Source organism: Mesorhizobium sp. SARCC-RB16n, from assembly GCF_008520305.1.
Lineage (GTDB): Bacteria > Pseudomonadota > Alphaproteobacteria > Rhizobiales > Rhizobiaceae > Mesorhizobium.
Window position 1 is genome coordinate 22,626 of sequence record NZ_ML703268.1, and the last position, 17,007, is coordinate 39,632.

General features: G+C 60.4%; 16 protein-coding genes and 1 pseudogene. 7 read left to right on the forward strand and 10 right to left on the reverse strand.

Annotation, left to right across the window (positions count from 1 at the left end; translation table 11 throughout):
• Positions 1 to 4: 4 nt before the first annotated feature.
• Positions 5 to 592, reverse strand: coding sequence for a TetR/AcrR family transcriptional regulator (locus C7I87_RS15040; protein WP_246696285.1), 588 nt, complete (start codon positions 590 to 592; stop codon positions 5 to 7).
• A gap of 359 nt (positions 593 to 951) precedes the next feature.
• Here C7I87_RS15040 and C7I87_RS15045 point away from each other — a divergent pair.
• Both C7I87_RS15045 and C7I87_RS15050 read left to right on the forward strand, forming a co-directional pair.
• Positions 952 to 1,530: pseudogene (locus tag C7I87_RS15045) on the forward strand (ABC transporter ATP-binding protein); the annotation flags it as partial.
• A 2-nt stretch (positions 1,531 to 1,532) separates the two neighbouring features.
• On the forward strand, positions 1,533 to 2,294 hold the full coding sequence (locus tag C7I87_RS15050) for an MBL fold metallo-hydrolase (protein WP_149904954.1): 762 nt from the start codon (positions 1,533 to 1,535) through the stop codon (positions 2,292 to 2,294).
• Between the two features lie 7 nt (positions 2,295 to 2,301).
• Here C7I87_RS15050 and C7I87_RS15055 read toward each other — a convergent pair whose 3' ends face one another.
• The 4 genes from C7I87_RS15055 to C7I87_RS15070 all read right to left on the reverse strand — a co-directional run bounded on the left by C7I87_RS15055 (position 2,302) and on the right by C7I87_RS15070 (position 6,875).
• Positions 2,302 to 2,994, reverse strand: coding sequence for a TetR/AcrR family transcriptional regulator (locus C7I87_RS15055; protein WP_246696287.1), 693 nt, complete (start codon positions 2,992 to 2,994; stop codon positions 2,302 to 2,304).
• Positions 2,995 to 3,015: 21 nt separating this feature from the next.
• The gene (locus tag C7I87_RS15060; protein ID WP_149904955.1) at positions 3,016 to 4,443 is read right to left on the reverse strand and encodes an amidase; all 1,428 of its coding nucleotides are present in this window, start codon (positions 4,441 to 4,443) and stop codon (positions 3,016 to 3,018) included.
• A 98-nt stretch (positions 4,444 to 4,541) separates the two neighbouring features.
• Positions 4,542 to 5,576, reverse strand: a complete 1,035-nt coding sequence (locus tag C7I87_RS15065; protein ID WP_149904956.1) for an extracellular solute-binding protein — start codon at positions 5,574 to 5,576, stop codon at positions 4,542 to 4,544.
• 372 nt (positions 5,577 to 5,948) lie between these two features.
• Complete coding sequence (locus C7I87_RS15070; protein ID WP_149904957.1) at positions 5,949 to 6,875, reverse strand: hypothetical protein; 927 nt, start codon at positions 6,873 to 6,875, stop codon at positions 5,949 to 5,951.
• Between the two features lie 272 nt (positions 6,876 to 7,147).
• On the opposite strand from C7I87_RS15070, the gene C7I87_RS15075 reads away from it, so the two are divergent.
• From C7I87_RS15075 to C7I87_RS15090, 3 genes are all read left to right on the forward strand, one after another.
• Complete coding sequence (locus C7I87_RS15075) at positions 7,148 to 8,032, forward strand: hypothetical protein (protein WP_149904958.1); 885 nt, start codon at positions 7,148 to 7,150, stop codon at positions 8,030 to 8,032.
• 16 nt (positions 8,033 to 8,048) lie between these two features.
• Positions 8,049 to 9,233 carry a UDP-galactopyranose mutase gene (gene glf, locus C7I87_RS15080; protein ID WP_188393850.1) on the forward strand — a complete coding sequence of 395 codons (1,185 nt, stop codon included), beginning with the start codon at positions 8,049 to 8,051 and terminating at the stop codon, positions 9,231 to 9,233.
• A 463-nt stretch (positions 9,234 to 9,696) separates the two neighbouring features.
• Entirely contained in the window at positions 9,697 to 10,326 is a 630-nt protein-coding gene (locus tag C7I87_RS15090; RefSeq protein ID WP_149904959.1) for an FkbM family methyltransferase, read from the forward strand.
• Here the strand turns inward: C7I87_RS15090 and C7I87_RS35960 are convergent.
• Positions 10,315 to 10,629 (reverse strand): NAD-dependent epimerase/dehydratase family protein, encoded by a 315-nt coding sequence (locus C7I87_RS35960; protein ID WP_373424738.1) that lies wholly within the window; start codon positions 10,627 to 10,629, stop codon positions 10,315 to 10,317. The genes C7I87_RS15090 and C7I87_RS35960 overlap by 12 nt on opposite strands.
• 772 nt (positions 10,630 to 11,401) lie before the next feature.
• On the opposite strand from C7I87_RS35960, the gene C7I87_RS15105 reads away from it, so the two are divergent.
• A complete protein-coding gene (locus C7I87_RS15105; RefSeq protein ID WP_149904961.1) occupies positions 11,402 to 12,175 on the forward strand; it encodes an NAD kinase in 774 nt (257 codons plus the stop codon).
• 192 nt (positions 12,176 to 12,367) lie between these two features.
• A complete protein-coding gene (locus C7I87_RS15110; RefSeq protein WP_188393852.1) occupies positions 12,368 to 13,960 on the forward strand; it encodes a DEAD/DEAH box helicase in 1,593 nt (530 codons plus the stop codon).
• A gap of 120 nt (positions 13,961 to 14,080) precedes the next feature.
• Here the strand turns inward: C7I87_RS15110 and C7I87_RS15115 are convergent, their stop codons facing one another.
• From C7I87_RS15115 to C7I87_RS15130, 4 genes are all read right to left on the reverse strand, one after another.
• Entirely contained in the window at positions 14,081 to 14,680 is a 600-nt protein-coding gene (locus C7I87_RS15115; protein ID WP_149904962.1) for a hypothetical protein, read from the reverse strand.
• Between the two features lie 250 nt (positions 14,681 to 14,930).
• Positions 14,931 to 15,581: a YiaD family glycine zipper/OmpA-like lipoprotein gene (locus tag C7I87_RS15120; protein ID WP_149904963.1), complete on the reverse strand. Its 651-nt coding sequence runs from the start codon at positions 15,579 to 15,581 to the stop codon at positions 14,931 to 14,933.
• Positions 15,582 to 15,731: 150 nt separating this feature from the next.
• A complete protein-coding gene (locus C7I87_RS15125; RefSeq protein ID WP_149905211.1) occupies positions 15,732 to 16,100 on the reverse strand; it encodes a GFA family protein in 369 nt (122 codons plus the stop codon).
• Positions 16,101 to 16,216: 116 nt separating this feature from the next.
• Positions 16,217 to 16,594 (reverse strand): hypothetical protein, encoded by a 378-nt coding sequence (locus C7I87_RS15130; protein ID WP_149904964.1) that lies wholly within the window; start codon positions 16,592 to 16,594, stop codon positions 16,217 to 16,219.
• Positions 16,595 to 17,007 lie beyond the last annotated feature (413 nt).

Sequence of the window (17,007 nt, forward strand, 5' to 3'; positions counted from 1 at the left end):
CCCTCTAAGTTGTACCAGATTTCAAACTCAACTCAAGAGCTGAGCCTCGCGTAAGACGATGTCTGATACCGAAGCGACGACCTCTCCTGCCTGCTCCTGACTCCCACACCCCAATCGCCGCCACCAGTATACTGTTCTGCCTCCGTATCGCAGCCGTCAACTCCGGTATCTTCGCCTCGTCGCGCTTCACGAATTCGATGAACATCATGTTCATGTTGTTGAAGATCAGTTCGCCGAGCGCCGCGCCGTCGATATCCTGCCGCACCAGGCCAATTTCCTGTAGCCGGGTGATCAGCGCGCGGATCTGTTCGGTGAGCGAGCGGTCGACGCCGGTATAAGCCTGGCCGAACGGGCTGTCGGGCAATTGCGTCGAGATCGCCATCGCCTGCCGCCACATCTCCTTGCTGAGATAGTGCAGCGAGTGCTCGATATAGATGCCGATCAGCGTGTCCAGCGCGTCGCCGACATTGGCCGGCGGCCTGGCGACCACGCCGCGCCCGGCATTGAGCACCTCATTGACCTCCATCGAGACGATGGCACCCAGGATGTCGCCCTTGTTCTGGTAGTAATTGTAGATGGTGCCGATCGACACTTCGGCCTGCGCGGCGATCGTCTCGATCCATCGACCCCTTGACCCGGGTCAACCGAATTTAGATCGTTCTTAATGGCGGTCAGCGCCGACTCGGCGACTGCGCATAGATACCGGGGTAAGTGGCCGTGAAAGCGGCTTGCAGAATGCGATTGGCGCCCAGAGCGACACCGCCAACAGGCCCCGAAAATGTGAATATCCGCGACTGTAGCGAGGCTTCATCGTCCCCCGTCATCGACTGATAGGCCAAAGCCGCCGCGGTTGTGGCTGCCAACAACCGTCCAGATGGTCTTTTGAAGAGAATAAGTTACTCAATAGAAGAATATTTTATCTGCACAAAATCTAATGTAAATATCTCGTTGCTCGGTGCGCTGGACCTCAAACTGCGCCGCCAGATGCAGGACGAATTGAAGGCGATCCAGAAGCGCGTCGGCACCGCCTTCATCCATGTCACCCACGACCAGGAAGAAGCGATGGCGCTGGCCGACCATTGCGTGGTGATGAATGACGGCCGCATCGAGGACGAAGGGCCGGCCGAGCCCGTCTATGCCAGGCCGGCGACGCGCTTTTCCGCGACCTTCATGGGCGAGAGCACTATCCTCGCCGGCACGGTCGTGGAGACCAGGGACAGGACGAGCACCGTCGCGACGCCGGTCGGATCGGTGTTGCTGCCTAGTGCCTTGCCGTTGGGGTCGGCGGCGGCATTGGCCATACGGCCTGAGCACCTTGTGCTGGGCACAGCCTCGGCTGGCACGAAGCTCGGCAAGGCGGAAGTGAGCGACGTCGTCTTCCAGGGCAGTTTCAAGCGCGTGCTTGCGACGTCCGTCGAAGAGCCCTCCTTGCAATTCGTCGCCAAGCTGCCCGCTACCGCCACTGTCCGGCCGGGCGACACCGTGGCCGTTTCATGCGATACCGACCAGATCATCCTTTTGACGGATTGAACATGGGCTTGCTTGCGGTCATCGACGCACCGGACTGGTACGAGACGATCCGCATGTCGGACGGCATCACACTGATCCACGAGCCCTGGATCAAGCCGTTCTTCCGCTGCAATATGTGGCATGTACGCGGCCGCGACCGCGATCTCCTGTTCGACAGTGGTCTCGGCCATTTCAGTCTGCGCACGCAAGTGCCTCTGGTGAGCGAGCGCAAGCTGACCTGCGTTGCCAGCCACACGCATTTCGACCACATCGGCTGCCACCATGAGTTCCCCGATCGCTGCGTGCATTCGGCCGAAGCGGCAATCCTAGCCGATCCTCGCAACGAATGGACCGCCGCCGGCACCTATGCGACCGACGACATGTTCGATCGCCAGCCGAAAGGCTGGGAAACAGCGCGCTACCGCATCCAGCCAGCGCCGGCCGACCGTCTGCTCGCGCATGGCGACATCATCGATCTCGGCGACCGCGCCTTCGAGGTCGTCCACACGCCAGGCCACTCGCCGGGCGGCATTGCGCTGTCCGAGAAGAAGACCGGCATCCTGCTGTCCGGCGACATCATCTATGACGGCCTGCTGATCGACGATGTCTACCACTCGGATATACCAGACTACATGGCGACGCTGCTCGCCATCCGCGATCTCGACGTCTCGGTCGTACATGGCGGCCATTTCCCGAGCTTCGGCAAGGTGCGCTACCGCCAGTTGATCGACGAGTATCTTGCAGGGAAGCGGCAGGCCGGCTGCCATCTGCGGCAGAGCCCCTGAGAAACGGCTAGCGCATCATTTCAAAGTGCCGTGGAAAGGCCTGGTGCAGCAGCAGCAGCATGGTCTTGCGCACGACGTCGGTGTCGCGGCCAGCCGGGTTGAGGTGATCCCAGTACCACGCTCCGTGAACGAGGTAATTCAGGCTCTCCGACAGCGTGTCTATGTCGACGCCGGCGTAACCGCCACCGCGCGAAATCTCGACCAGCAATTCGCGCGCTTCGGCGGTGTAGGCGAGATCGCTGGGCAGGCCGATTTCATTGTAGATCTGCATGCTCTTGCGGTCGCTGGAGAACGCAACGAAGACCGACACCCATTTCGGATGCTGCCTGGCGAAGTGCTGCGCACAGCCGACCGCGCCGAGCAGCCTTTCGACCGGCGACAGGCCGGGTGCCCGCACCAGGTTGAGCCAAAGCGCGTCATATTGATCGCTGAGATACTGCAGGACGGCCCGGAACAGGTTCTCCTTGCTGCGAAAATGGAAAACCACGAGGGCGTTGGACGAGCCGACATGCTCGGCGATGCGCTGCATGGTGACGCTCGCCAGCCCCTCCTCCCCGATGAGATCGATGGTGGCATCGATGATGCGCTGCACGCTGGCTTCGCCGCGCTCCCGGCGCCGGTCCTTGGGCGCGGCCGACGCCCTGCCCTTGGCCTTCTCGGCCGCGCCTTTTGCCGTTGCCTTGCGTTGCACCATCTTCATCCACTTCTCTTGCACCGCCTGTCAAAGCGATGGGCGCGTCCCGGCGTTTGTGTACCATTGCCCCTGCGCCGTTTCATAGGCCATCGCCGCCCGGAAGACATCGGCATCGCTATAGGTGCGGCCGACGATCTGGAAGCCCGTCGGCACGCCGCTCGCCGCCCGGCCCGAAGGCATGGAAAGCACCGGACAGCGGCTCAGCATGTTGAACGGCGTCGTCATCACCCAGCCCAGCGACGGGTTCACCTCTTTGCCGTTGATCTCGACGGTTCCCGTGGTCTGGTCGAACTCCGCCGGCACCGCGGGAAGCGCGTTCGTCGGGCAGATCAGCACATCGTAGGTTTCCAGCAGCGGACCCAGCGTCTGATACATCTGTGCAGCCACATCCAATGTCGCGACGAAGTCGGCGGCCTTGGACTTTTGCCCATCTTCGGCAAACCGCTTGGCATAGCTGGTCATGTCGCTGCCGTGCTCGACAAGCAGTTGCGACAGCGAAGCGCCGAAAAGATGCTCCAGATAGGCCATTCCTGCCTTGAGCACCCCGTCATCCCAGCCAAGATCGACTTCCTCGACCGTCGCCCCGAGCGAGCGGAACACTTCGCAAGCGGCAAGCATGTTGCTGCGGACGTCGGCATCGACCTCGAAAGAGCCCAGGTCCATCGAGAACGCAATCTTCCAGCCCTTGATTGGCTTGTAGTCGAGCGGCAGGCGCAGCTTGGGGCGAAGCGTGGCGATGTCGAGCGGGCTCGGCCCCGCCATGACATTCTGCAGTAGGATCGCATCCCTGACGTTCCGCGCCAGCGGGCCGGTGTGGCAGTAGAAGTCGAGGTTGAAGGGCGGCTCGTCCGGGTTGCGCCCATAGGGCGGCTTGTAGCCGACTAGGCCGCAGGCTGAAGCCGGAATGCGGATCGATCCGGCAATGTCGGAGCCGGTGGCGATCGACGATGTGCCCGACGCCAGCGTTGCCGCCGAACCTCCCGACGAGCCACCCGGCGTGAAGTCGCGGTTCCAGGGGTTGCGCGTTACGCCCCATCGTTTCGACCAGGTATAACCGGCGCAGCTGAACTCGGGCGTCGCCGTGCGCGCATGGACGATGCCACCGGCCTTGATGATGCGCTCGTTCATCGTCGAGGTGTGGCCGCTTATGGCATCCCTGGACAGCAGCGAGCCATGCGACGTCGGCTTGCCCTTGATGTAGCTCTCGTCCTTGATGCCGATCGGCAGGCCTTCGAGCGCGCCGGTTCTGGCACCCTTGGCGTATCTCGCCTCCGCCTTCGCGGCCAGCTTCATCGCCTCCTCGAAATGCGTGAAGGTGAAGCAGTTGATCGCCGACTTCGTGGCCTCGGCGCGGCTGATGGTGGCCCGCATCAGTTCGACGGGCGAGAGTTTCTTCGCCTTGAACAGCCGCAGCGCCTCGCTTGCCGGCATGTAGCAAAGGTCGAGATCGGACATCGAAAATCTCCCGCGATCACGTGACCGCACTAGGCATGAAGGGGTGACCGGACCGCGCATCGCGGCCCGGTGGCTTTTTTTGGGTTCGGCTGGTGGCGCTACTTCTGGAGGTCGGTCCAGATCTTCGTGTAAAGCGCCTGCACATCCGGTGGGCAGGCCGGCATGAACTGGCCCTTGGCGGCGAATTCGGCCGGAATATTCACCTCGGGTGCGTTCTTCATATCCTCGGGCATAAAGGCTTCCGAGCCCTTGATCCCGTTCGAATAGCGGGCGAAAGCCGAAATCATCGCGGCGTTTTTCGGGTCCATGATGAAGTTCTGGAAGAGCTTGGCATTGTCGACATTCTTGGCATCCTTGAGGACGGCGACATTGTCCATCCAGATCGGAAAACCTTCCTTCGGATAGCCGTAGACGATCTTGTCGTTCTGCAGCCGCTCGCGCAGCGATATGCCATTCCAGTCGACGCCGGCGGCGATGTCGCCCCTGCCCAGGCCGTCGACAGCCGCGTAGTCGAGTGAGAGCCATTTCGCCTTTGCCTCGACCAGCTTGTCATGCACCTTCTTCAGCACCTGCATGTCGTTGGTGCAGTATTTTCCGCCTTCATAAGCGATTGCGAGGAACATGATGTCCCCCATTTCGGGGACGACATTGATCTTGCCGACAAGCTCGGGCGGTGGGTCGAGGAACAGCGCAGACGTGTTCGGGTCGCCTGAATAAACTGACTTGTTCACCGAAATGCCTGTCGTGCCCCACTGCCAGGGAACGGTGTATTTGCGGCCCGGATCGAAGGGAACGTCGACCCATCGCGGATCGACATTCTTGAAATTCTCCATCGTGTTGGGATCGGTTTCCAGCAGCAGGCCTTCGCTGATCCAGATCGGCACGACGCTGGCGGAAGGCACGACGATGTCATAGCCGGAAGCGCCCTGGCGGACCTTGGCTAACGCGGTGTCATTGGAGTCGTAGTCGGTCACGGTGACCTTGATCTTGTAGGTCTCCTCGAACTTCTTGATCAGGTCCGGACTGGTATAATTGCCCCAGGTGTAGATGTTGAGTTCGCCGTCGGCGCGGGCGACGCCTGTTGCGGCGAACAGCGACAGCCCGACGGCCGCAGCGGTCAGTTTCCAGTTCATGCGAGTTGCTCCCATTGTTGGGACCCGCAGCGTCGCCGCCTCAGGTCCATTCCTGCCGATGAAAAGAACCGGGTGACGCCGTTCGCCCAAACAACGGGCCGAATGGCTGTCAGGATATTCCCCTCTTCGCAGCCATTCACCCGGCACATGCCGGCTGGCCAACTCATTATCGGCGAAGCTAGATTATAACTAAACGTACAGTCAATATCTTTTTTGAAAACGAAACCTGCCGCAGCATAACGCCGCGATGCCGCCGATGCGCGGGTTGATCTCGCTGACGGCAGCATGAAGCAGACGATCTCTGCCGTGAGGGCGACAGCGACTTCGTCCGCTTCGACCTCTCGCTACAATGAACGGGCCGGAGCCCGTGCGTCACTCGGAGATGGGTGCCGGAAGCGAGATTGTATATCGTGGTGGCGCCGATCCCCTTCGGCGTCTCCTCCATTGCCTCAGCCGCTCCCTCCAGCCGACTGGAGGCTTCTCGTAAATGGGGGGAGCCAGGCCGGCAATCTCATAATAACCTTCGAGAATGTTGGTGCGCAGCAGCTGACGTTCCTGTGTATAGAAGCTGAAATGCGCGACGACCAGGTCACCAAAAATCTTGCCTGGCCTATCCAGCTTTGCCGGCAACGTTGCCGACAACCACTCTTCCTCATCGCCAGACGGCGGATGGAAGGCGTCCCCCAGACTGACAATGTCCGATCCGAAAAACCCGATTGCATTGATCGAAAAACGCGACAGCCTGATCTCGCGGTCCGGCACGCGGAAGTCACCAAGCCGATTGGTCCGGACGGCTTCGACAAAGACCGGATGAAGCGCCTGTGGAAAGCTGGCGTGGGCCCAAGAGAATTCGCACGACGCCTGGCAGGTGAGCGGGCCGTCTATTCTGACCCCGGAAAGCTGCTTGATCATTGAATTGCAGATCGCATTGTTGATGATCAAAGGCGCGTACCAGATGGCCGATCCCCTTTCGGCCATGACCCTTGTCATGAACCGCCCGAAGAATCCGTCCTCAACAAAAACGACATCGTCATCAAGACGCAGGTAGAAAGCCTCGGCATCATCGCAGAAACGATAGAAATCACCGATGACATTGAAGGTGCCATTGGCATGCGGAAGTTTTTTGATCCGGCAACGTGGATCGGAAGCGGCCAATCGCTGCAGGTAGGCGCGGTCCGCTTCGTTGCGACAATTATCCCACAGGTGCCACTCGTGCACATCAGGGCTCTTCAGAACATGGTGGGCAAGCAGGCGAAGATATTTCTCGCGGCCAGCCGGGGTCACAACGATCAGCTTCATAGAATTCCTGGTTCCTATAAGATCAGAGTCCGGTACATAAGCGAATCTTGATTATCAGAAGGCTCGTACGGGCAATAGCCGTCCACATGCCGGGCTCCTGCCGATCGGAATCGCCATGACGTTTGAATACACCCGTTATGCCGACAAGACATCGTGCTTATCCAACTCCAGGAGATCTTCCCTCTGCCATGCCCTTCGCATTCAACTTGCTTTCGTGTAGGGCTCGCCCGGGCCTTGGATCAAGGGCATGAAAATGTCGGAAACAGAAAACTTTGACGAGCACCAACAACCGCGATCTCGTGATAGTCAGGGCAGGCGACAACTCTCTGCATCGTGGATGGGGGGCGAACGATCCCAATTGTGAATTCGATTTGATCGTCAGTTACTTCGGAAGCGACCCGTCGGCGTTCCGGCTGCCGCATGAAAACCGGGTCGACTACAAGGGCGGCAAATGGGATGGCATCCATGCTCTGTTGAGCCAACAGCCTGAACTCCTTGATCGCTACCAGTATGTCTGGCTTCCGGACGATGATCTGGAAGCAGACCGGGCGACTATCGAGGCGATGTTTGCCAACATGCGCCGGCTCGACCTCCATATCGGCCAACCTTCACTGACGCTGGACAGCTATTATTCCCACCTCCCATTCCTCCGCTGCAAGAGTTTCGAGTTTCGCCTGGTGGACACGATCGAGATCATGGCTCCGTGCCTGAGAGCCGACGTCGCCGCCAAGATGCTGCCTCTGTTCAAACACTCCATGAGCGGTTTTGGTCTGGACTTTTTGTGGACCAGACTTGCCGAAGAAAACCATGGAACATCGGCCGTATTCGACGCCTTGCCTGTCCGTCACACGCGGCCAGTGGGGGCTCACCTGAAAACAGCGATGCTCGAGTCAGGCAGAACGCCTGACAAGGAATATCGCCAATTGGCGTCGCAATATGGATTTGGCGAGCTCTTTCCATTGTCCTATGAGGCCGTCGATCGCAAAGGCAGGCGCTGGCGATCGAAACCCATGATCGGCCTGCGTATGGTGGCCGACTATCTCTTGGACAGGAAAGCCTTTCGCCAGGCGAATCGATTGATGGAATTGTTATGGCGCCTTCTGCGCAGGCAATATTCCAAGTCGGTCGACCTGTCCCAAATAATTCTCAAGCCCTAAGGACTAGGATACGCGAATGGACAGGAACCTGTTGGCCAAGGCCGACATCCTCATCGTCGGCGCGGGCTTTTACGGTGCGACGCTTGCCGAGCGCATCGCCACGCAGCTTGGGCGACGCGTGCTGGTGATCGACCGGCGCCGGCACATCGGCGGCAACGCCTACACCGAACAAGATCCGGTCACCGGGGTCGAGGTCCATCGCTACGGGCCGCATCTGTTCCATACATCCAACGAGGAGGTCTGGAATTATCTGCGGGCCTTCACCGGTTTCACGACCTATCGCCATCGTGCTTTTTCGACTTATCGCGACAAGGTCTATCCGCTGCCGATCAACCTTGCTACGATCTGCCAGTTCTTCGGCAAGCGGCTGAGCCCTGACGAGGCGCGCGGCATGATCGCCGAGCAGGCGGCGGAACTGGGCGACCGCCAACCGGCCAATCTCGAGGAGAAGGCGATCTCCCTCGTCGGCCGCCACCTCTACGAGGCCTTCATCAAGGGCTACACCGCCAAGCAATGGCAGACGGACCCGCGCGAACTGCCGGCGCAGATCATCGCGCGCCTGCCCGTCCGCTACACGTTCGAGGACGGCTACTTCAACGACCGCTTCCAGGGCCAGCCAGCGGATGGCTATACGGCGATCTTCGAAAAGATGCTCGCGCATGAGCTCATCGAAACACGGCTTGGCGTCGACTTCTTCGATATCAAGTCCCTACTGCGCAAGGACCTGCCGGTCGTCTACACCGGCCCGATCGACCGCTATTTCGACTATAGCGAGGGCGAACTCGGCTGGCGAACCATCGATATCGATCTGGAGGTCATGGACACGCCGGACCATCAGGGCACGGCGATCATGAACTACGCGGACGAAGCCGTGCCTTATACCCGCGTGGTCGAATTCCGGCATTTCAATCCGCAACGACAGCACCGGAGCGACAAAACGCTCATCGGCCGCGAATATTCCCGTTTTGCCGGCCGCGCCGACGAGCCTTATTATCCGATCGACACGCGCAAGGATCAGGCGGTCTATCGCCGCTATCTCGACCGGGCGAGTGCGGAGAAAAACCTGCATCTCGGGGGGCGGTTGGGGACCTACCGCTACCTCGACATGCACCAGGCGATCGGCGCCGCCCTAAAGGTCTTCGAAACCGTGATCGAGCCCTATTTCGCCGGTCGGCTCGATTCTGTTTCGCGGTCGCCATGACGGACCGGATCTGAAGCCGCAAATCTCTGCTTCTCAGGCCGTCGCCGCCAATTTGCCGCCGTCGGCGATCTGTTGCCTGAACCATTCGAAAGTGCGCCGAATCCCTTCCTGGTAGCCGGTCGTGGCTTCCCACCCGGGGAGAACCTACCTTGCCAGGGTCAGGTCCGGGCACCGATTCGTCGGATCTTGCGGGACGGGCGCATGGTGTTCGATACGGTTGCCGGGAACAAGCGAGCAGACGAATTTTGCGGTGTCGAGAACCGAGATTTCGTGTTGTTGCCGATGTTCAGGGGACCGCGGTGCGAGATGCTGTCGCGCCAGAAGAAGCGCTCCAACCCATCCACAATATCGTCGACATAACCTCAACTGCGGTCGGAACCCTCGAAGCCGCCGATATAAGCCCATTGGCATCAACGAAATATTTTGTCATAGGGGTCACTTTTTGTTGGGGAGAGATATACTGGTGTTTTCTTTTTCAGATAGTTTTTTTGAAATGTGGCTGCGTTGGCATACGTATCGGAAGTTCAAGCCAAATAACCGCCACTCGTATAAAAGAGCGTCGTTCAAACTAAGAAAATTCATGCGACGCCTACCACCCAATTCGCTTATTATTGACGCTGGCGCCAACGTCGGCGATGTCACCGCATATTTTGTAGATCAGGGAATGCGGGTGATTGCATTTGAGCCAGACCCTACTGCGCTGGCGATCCTTCGAGAGCGGTTTTCCGGCAACGATATGGTGACGATTGAAAACAAAGCAGTCGGCGCCAAGGCTGGTCTGGCACCTTTCTTTCAAACTGCGGCGGTCAGCAAAGGGAACATCCATCAAACGACATGGTCATCGCTTGATCGGCGCGATGTGCATGGCGAACCTGTGGGGAACGTCGAGATAGTCGACCTCGTGGCCTACATCAATGCACTGCCGCAGAAGGTTTCCGTCCTCAAACTCGATATCGAAGGGACCGAGGCCGAGGTGCTGGAGGCAATTCTTGATGCTGAGGCCGAAAAAGAGATCGGCCTTATAGTTGCCGAAACGCACGAGCGGTTTTCGCCCGAATTGGCGATGAGGATCGGATTGCTGTCAGCTGTATAGGCAACGTCGAACTCGGTTGGCATTAGGCAACGCGTGCTTCACACCCAAGCCCAACGGTCTCTGGCGGGTTAGGCTCGGCGTCCTCCCAGACGCCAGATGGATGATCTCATCGAAATGCCCGCTCGCCGCGAAGCTTTCGGCATCGCCAATCCGCAGGCTGAAGCGTGGGTCCGAGACATGGGCTATGTTGTCGCGCAATCCGGTCCACAGATTGTCGACGACGACAAGCGTTTCCAGATCGTCGCGCCGCAGCAGGCGATCTATGAGATGCGAGCCGATGAAGCCGCAGCCCCGGAAACCAATACGCTACGCAGCATGCTCCACCACTGCAGAACTCGGCCGGTCACCGCGGCGCATGGCTCGATTCCCAGAGACGAGGGGAACGGAATCCAATGTCAGATCCGAAGCCCTTCTATCAGTGCTGTTGTCGATGCCACAATTGCAACCGTAAAACTTGTCTTGCGCCAGCCGGTGATCGGTCACCTCGGGATCACGTCTGGCGCCTGCCAAGTTCGGCGATATTGGTCCGGTCAGCGTGTTTTGGGCGGCCTACAACGCCCTTTGCGGGCAAGGCATCCCGGCGGCATCACCGCAGCGTGACGCCGTGGGGACCGGCCTGGCGCTCATTTCTTCCGACTGGCGCACCAATTCGGCGAAGACAAGCGCGAAACTTCCCAACATGACAAAGACGATGATCAGGCGTGCTACCGGCAACATGTCGGCCTCGTCTGGCTGGCGCACGTACTCCGGCATCAGGATGCGCGGGATCATGCACACAAATCTAACGTGCCGCAGCGTCCTTCGCGTCCCGAAGGATAAGACAGTGCTGCGGGCGCCCCACGCCACCCATGCCGGCTAACATGATCGATCCGGCTTTACGAGACCTTAAGCCCGGCCTTAACCATCACATTCGATCGCGCCACGACATCAACCGCGACCGCCCTGTGCAGCGGCACTGCCGCACGTCGCTTCGTGAACTGGCAGAGGCTCTCTTTGCAGACCCGCCCGCCCCATGCTACCCCGGCGCTGGCGCGGCCCGAACCTGTCGGCGCCAATCGGTCGCGATCGGGAAGCCATGAGCACAGCCGCCAACAGCATCGCTTTCGTCTCGTCCGACACAACAGACGCCAAGGCGGCACTGGAGAGCCTGTCGGCGCGCTATGGCCAATGCTCGGTCGCCGAGGCAACCGTCGTAGTGGCGCTGGGCGGCGACGGATTCCTGCTGCAGACCTTGCGCGACACGATGGGTACGGGAAAGAAAGTCTACGGCATGAACCGTGGCACGATCGGCTTCCTGATGAATGAGTACCGGTCCGGAGGGCTCAGCGAGCGCATCGCGGCCGCGGTCGCCGAAACGATCCGCCCGCTGGAGATGCTGGCAACCACCTCGGATGGCGAACACGTCACGGCGGTAGCAATCAACGAAGTTGCGCTGTGGCGCCAATCCTATCAGACGGCCAAGATCCGCATCAGCGTCGATGACCAGATGCGGCTCGAGGAACTGAGTTGCGACGGCGTCATGATTGCGACGCCGGCCGGATCGACCGCGTACAATCTTTCCGCGCACGGCCCGATCCTGCCGCTCGACGCGCCGCTTCTGGCTCTCACGCCGGTCAGCCCTTTTCGTCCGCGACGCTGGCGCGGCGCATTGCTCTCCAACAAGGCGACCGTGCGCTTCGACATTCTGGAGCCGGAAAAGCGGCCGGTGAACGCAGCCGCCGACCACACGGAGGTCAAGGCGGTGACCTCGGTCACGGTGCGGGAATCGCCGACGGCTACCGCAACTTTGCTGTTCGATCCCAATCACTCCTGGAACGAGCGCATCTTGGCCGAACAGTTCCGTTATTGAGCCGGCACAGAGACAAGCGGCAGGATTAAGCATCGCGATTAAGGTTACAACTTCACAATCGCGCCAATCCTGCCCGTTTCTGTTGACAAATCGCGGGCTTGCGCCTAATCGCAATACCAATCTTGCAGGCGCGTGGCGCTTGCCGCGACGAATGACGTTGCGCTTCCCCGAACCAGCCAAAGACAGCAACACTTGTCCTCAGACACGACGATCGCTCAAGAAGCGTTGACCTTTTCAGACCTTGGCCTGTCGCCGAAGGTGCTTTCCGCAGTCACCGATGCCGGCTACACCCAGCCGACCCCGATCCAGGCTGGCGCGATCCCGCACGCCTTGCTCGGCAAGGACGTGCTGGGCATTGCCCAGACCGGCACCGGCAAGACCGCCTCCTTCGTTCTGCCTATGCTGACCCGGCTTGAAAAGGGCCGCGCCCGCGCCCGCATGCCGCGCACGCTGATCCTCGAGCCGACGCGTGAGCTTGCCGCGCAGGTCGAAGAAAACTTCGTTAAATACGGCAAGAACCACAAGCTCAACATCGCATTGTTGATCGGCGGCGTGTCGTTCGACGAGCAGGACAAGAAACTGGAGCGCGGCGCCGATGTGCTGATCGCTACGCCAGGCCGTCTGCTCGACCACCGCGAGCGCGGCAAGCTGCTGCTCAACGGCGTCGAGATCCTCGTTATCGACGAGGCCGACCGCATGCTCGACATGGGTTTCATTCCCGACATCGAACGCATCTGCGAGATGATTCCGTTCACCCGTCAGACGCTGTTCTTCTCGGCGACCATGCCGCCGGAAATCACCAAGCTGACGGAAAAATTCCTGCACGCGCCGGTGCGGGTCGAGGTCTCCAAGGCCGCGTCAGCGGCTACCAACATCATCCAACGGCTGGTCAAATCGGGTTCGAAACCTTGGGACAAGCGTGAAACGCTGCGCAACCTGATCAAAGCCGAGGATGCGGAGCTGAAGAACGCGATCATCTTCTGCAACCGCAAGATCGAGGTCTCGGAGCTGTTCCGCTCGCTGCTGAAGTACGATTTCGACGCCGGTGCGCTGCATGGCGACATGGACCAGCGCGCCCGCATGCAGATGTTGGCCAATTTTCGTGACGGCAAGCTGCGCTATCTCGTCGCCTCGGACGTCGCCGCGCGCGGCCTCGACATTCCCGATGTCAGCCATGTCTTCAACTACGACGTGCCGATCCATGCCGAGGACTATGTCCACCGCATCGGCCGCACCGGCCGCGCCGGGCGCTCGGGCAAGTCCTTCACCATCGCGACCAAGTCCGACACCAAATATATCGACGCCATCGAGCGGCTGATCGGCACCAAGATCGAGTGGCATGACGGCGACCTGTCGACGGTGGTCGCCAGCGAAGGCGAGGACGATGCTCCGCGCCGTGGCAAAGGCGCGCCGCGCCGCGCCGGCCGCAAGGACGAGGACCGCAAGGCCCATGACCGCAAGGACAATGGCGAGCGCAAGAGGGGCGGCGAGCGTCGCGGCAGAAACGGCGAGGAAGATGCCTCGGCCGTGGTTGCTCAACCGCAGCCCGATGTGGCCGAGGCGGCCGACATTGTCGAACGGCGCGCGCGCAAGGATGCAATCCGCTCGGAAAACACCGAGCGCAAATCGTCCGACCGCAACGAGCCGCGCGCACCTGAGCGCGGTGACACCAGGCCGCAGCGCAGCAACAACCGCCCTGCCCGCCACCATCAGGAAGACAACGACACCACCGTCGGCTTCGGCGACGACATGCCGGCCTTCATGCGCATCGTCGCCAAGGTCTGATTCCCGCTAGCAAGCCGCCTACCCGGCTTGCCTCTTTTTTCGCCTTGCAGCCAAGAGCAAACCGAGGAAAAGCGCATAGCGCTTTTCCTCGGTTTGCCTGGAATGCTGATCCGCTCCAGGTCACATCGGCCCGGGCATCATCTTGGTCGGTTTTTCCAGCATCGGAAACTCGGCCTTGTTGCATTTCACCTTCGGATTCGTCGGACTGAACATGCCGTTCGGATTGTCCTCGAGCCAGGCATGGAGATCGTAGTGGACGAACTCCCTCGGGATGAGCGGATAGTGTCCCTCCATCGGACCCATGAAGGTTTGACCAAACAGCTTCGGCGGCGCCTTGACGTCCGGAGTTAGCGGCACCAGCCATTCCACGCCGACCAACTTCAGGCCTTTCTTGGTCGGCTCGTAGATCAGGACGTTGGGCTTCATCGGGTCGAGTTTTTGGCCGACGCTCGGGACGTTGACGAAATGGATGCCCATGGCGCCCTTCGGATAGTACATGGAGCCGGGTATCTTTTCGCCGCTATAGTAGACGCAGCCGACTGTCGACAGATAGAGATCGCGGACGGCGGCGGTGTAGTCCTGATATTTGGCGAGCGATTTTTTCAGCGCATCGATGTCGGCCTTGTTGGTGTCCTCGGCGTGGGCCGTGGCAAGCCACGTCCCGGTGAGACCGATCAAAGCGAGGACGCCGCAGCGCCCAAGGCTGGTTGTTCTTGTCATGCATTCCTCCCAGATTTCATGATCTGGCCGTGCAAGACCGAGGCGGCAAAGATGTTGATTGCGCGGCCGACTGGACCGCCCCATCCCTCTGGAACGGCGTCGATGCTAATCCTTTCCCCTGCCGCGTAAAAGAATTTATTAGATATTGCTAATTTTATTTGACTGCGGCCATAAAGCCGAGAGCGCCAAGCATACGCCTGAATAGAAAACGGCCCCCGTTGGGGGCCGTTTCGCCGTGATGCGATTCTGCTCAGGTGAGCGGCGAAAGCTGGATCTCGACGCGCCGGTTCTGCTCGCGGCCGGCGGCTGTCGCGTTGGAGGCGATCGGCCGGGTCTTGCCGAATCCGGTGACGGCGAAGCGGCGCTGATCGACGCCCTGGCCGGAGAGATAGTTGGCGACCGCCAGCGCACGGCGCTGCGACAGATCGAAATTGTGCTGATCGCCACCGGTCGAATCGGTATGGCCGAACACATCCACCGTGGTCTGCTTGAACTTCTTCAGCACCAGCGCGACGGAATTCAGCACCGGATAGAAGCCCGGCTTCACCGCATCCTGATCGATATTGAAGGTGATGTCCGACGGCATGTTGAGGATGATCTGGTCGCCGCTGCGAGTGACGCTGACGCCGGTGCCCTGGAGCTGCCGGCGCAGTTCAGCCTCGTTCTGGTCCATGGTGGCGCCGATGGCGCCGCCGGCCAGCGCGCCGATGCCGGCGCCGATCAGCGCATTGCGGCGGTCATTGCCGCCGGCAAGCAGACCAAGGCTGGCGCCCGCCAGAGCGCCGAGGCCCGCGCCCGCGGCCGTGTTGGAAATCTTCTGGTCGCCCGTATACGGATCGGTGGTGGTGCACGCGGTCACGAGCAGAGCCGTCGCCACAGCGACGAGCACGGTCTTCTTCATAGATGGTCCCTCTCCAAGTCGCGCCTTTTGGCGGCGCCAAATCAGCCCTTCCGTCGACTTGTACCATGAATTGCGGCGAAAAGCGGAACGGGAAAAATGGCCGGCGCGGCTTTTCCCCGGGCCCGTTACGCAAAGAAGCGCCTTGACGGGCTACCAGAGATTCTTGCCGTCAATGACCACCACTTCGACCCTGTCGAGATCGAAGTCATCGAACAGCCGCGAGTTGACGCTGATCTTCGGATTGTCGAAATCCGGCTCCCCGGTCGACCAGTCCGGCGTTTCGGTGAAGGTGCCGCAGCCGCAGGTGGCGCAAAACCCATGCTTTATAGTCTTCGAGCCCCATTGATAGAAGGAGACGTTCCTCAGCGGCGTGATGAGCTTGAATTGCGATGGGGTGTAATAAGCCCAGAGCGAGCCGCGTTTCGAGCAGAACGAACAGGTGCATTGCGTCACCGTCTGCGGCGCCTCCGACACCTCGAATATCGTCGCCTTACAGTGGCAGCTTCCCTTGATGGCCATGAACATCACCTCTCCATTATCCGCCGCCCCAGCGGCAAGGCACCATAAAGAAGCGATCCTGACAACCGTCCGTCAGCAGGCTTTTGCGCCGAAGCACTTCAACCGCCCGCGCGGCATCAAAAAGAGCGTGGCGGCACGAACAGGCATATCGTCTTGCCGGCATCGAGACCGGCCTGATGAGCGCACCAGTGAAATTCGCCGTCGGGGCTGTCCTTGATGCGCTTGTCCGTCATCGGGACAACCTCGCCGGTGCCGGCGATCACGTAGCCCTCGGGTTTCTCCAGCACCTCGCCGGTATGCGTGGCACGACAGTCATAGTTGGCGCAGCAGGCGAATGGATAGCTCCAACCCTGCGGCTTTGCTGCCGTGGGCTTGGCGTCATGAGCAAAGGCAGCTGGCGCTAACATCGCGCCTAAGCCGATGGCGAACAGAGAAAACATAAGTCGGCCGACCGGTTGAACGGCTCGGGCCGATCTGGGCGTGGCAGCAGACATGGGACGTTCCTTTCGAGCGTCAAGCATTTCGCCTGCCCGTTCCCGGAACGTGTCTTCCCAGTGGCCGGATCATCAGGTCGCAGATATGCCGCGTCCGGCCATAAATGCTTTTTGTCTCCCAGCGTTTGGATGCTGGGCTGATTCCTTGGTCGACGCAAGAAGCAGCCGCGTCCAGACTATGGGCGCGCGCATGACATGCTGCTACCGCTGACGAGATTCAGGCCAAGTTTGTTCCCGGCAGGCGGGGCATGCAAACAACGGGATTGGTCCGGAGTGGTTCCAGCCGGCCGATTGCCGGATCCGCGCAATCACATGCTCTTGATTGCCGGTGATAGTCCGAAACGGAGAACCAGCCGCGCTGCAGCCCACGAAGATATGGGCAGCCGGACGAATGACGACATGCGACGCGCCCG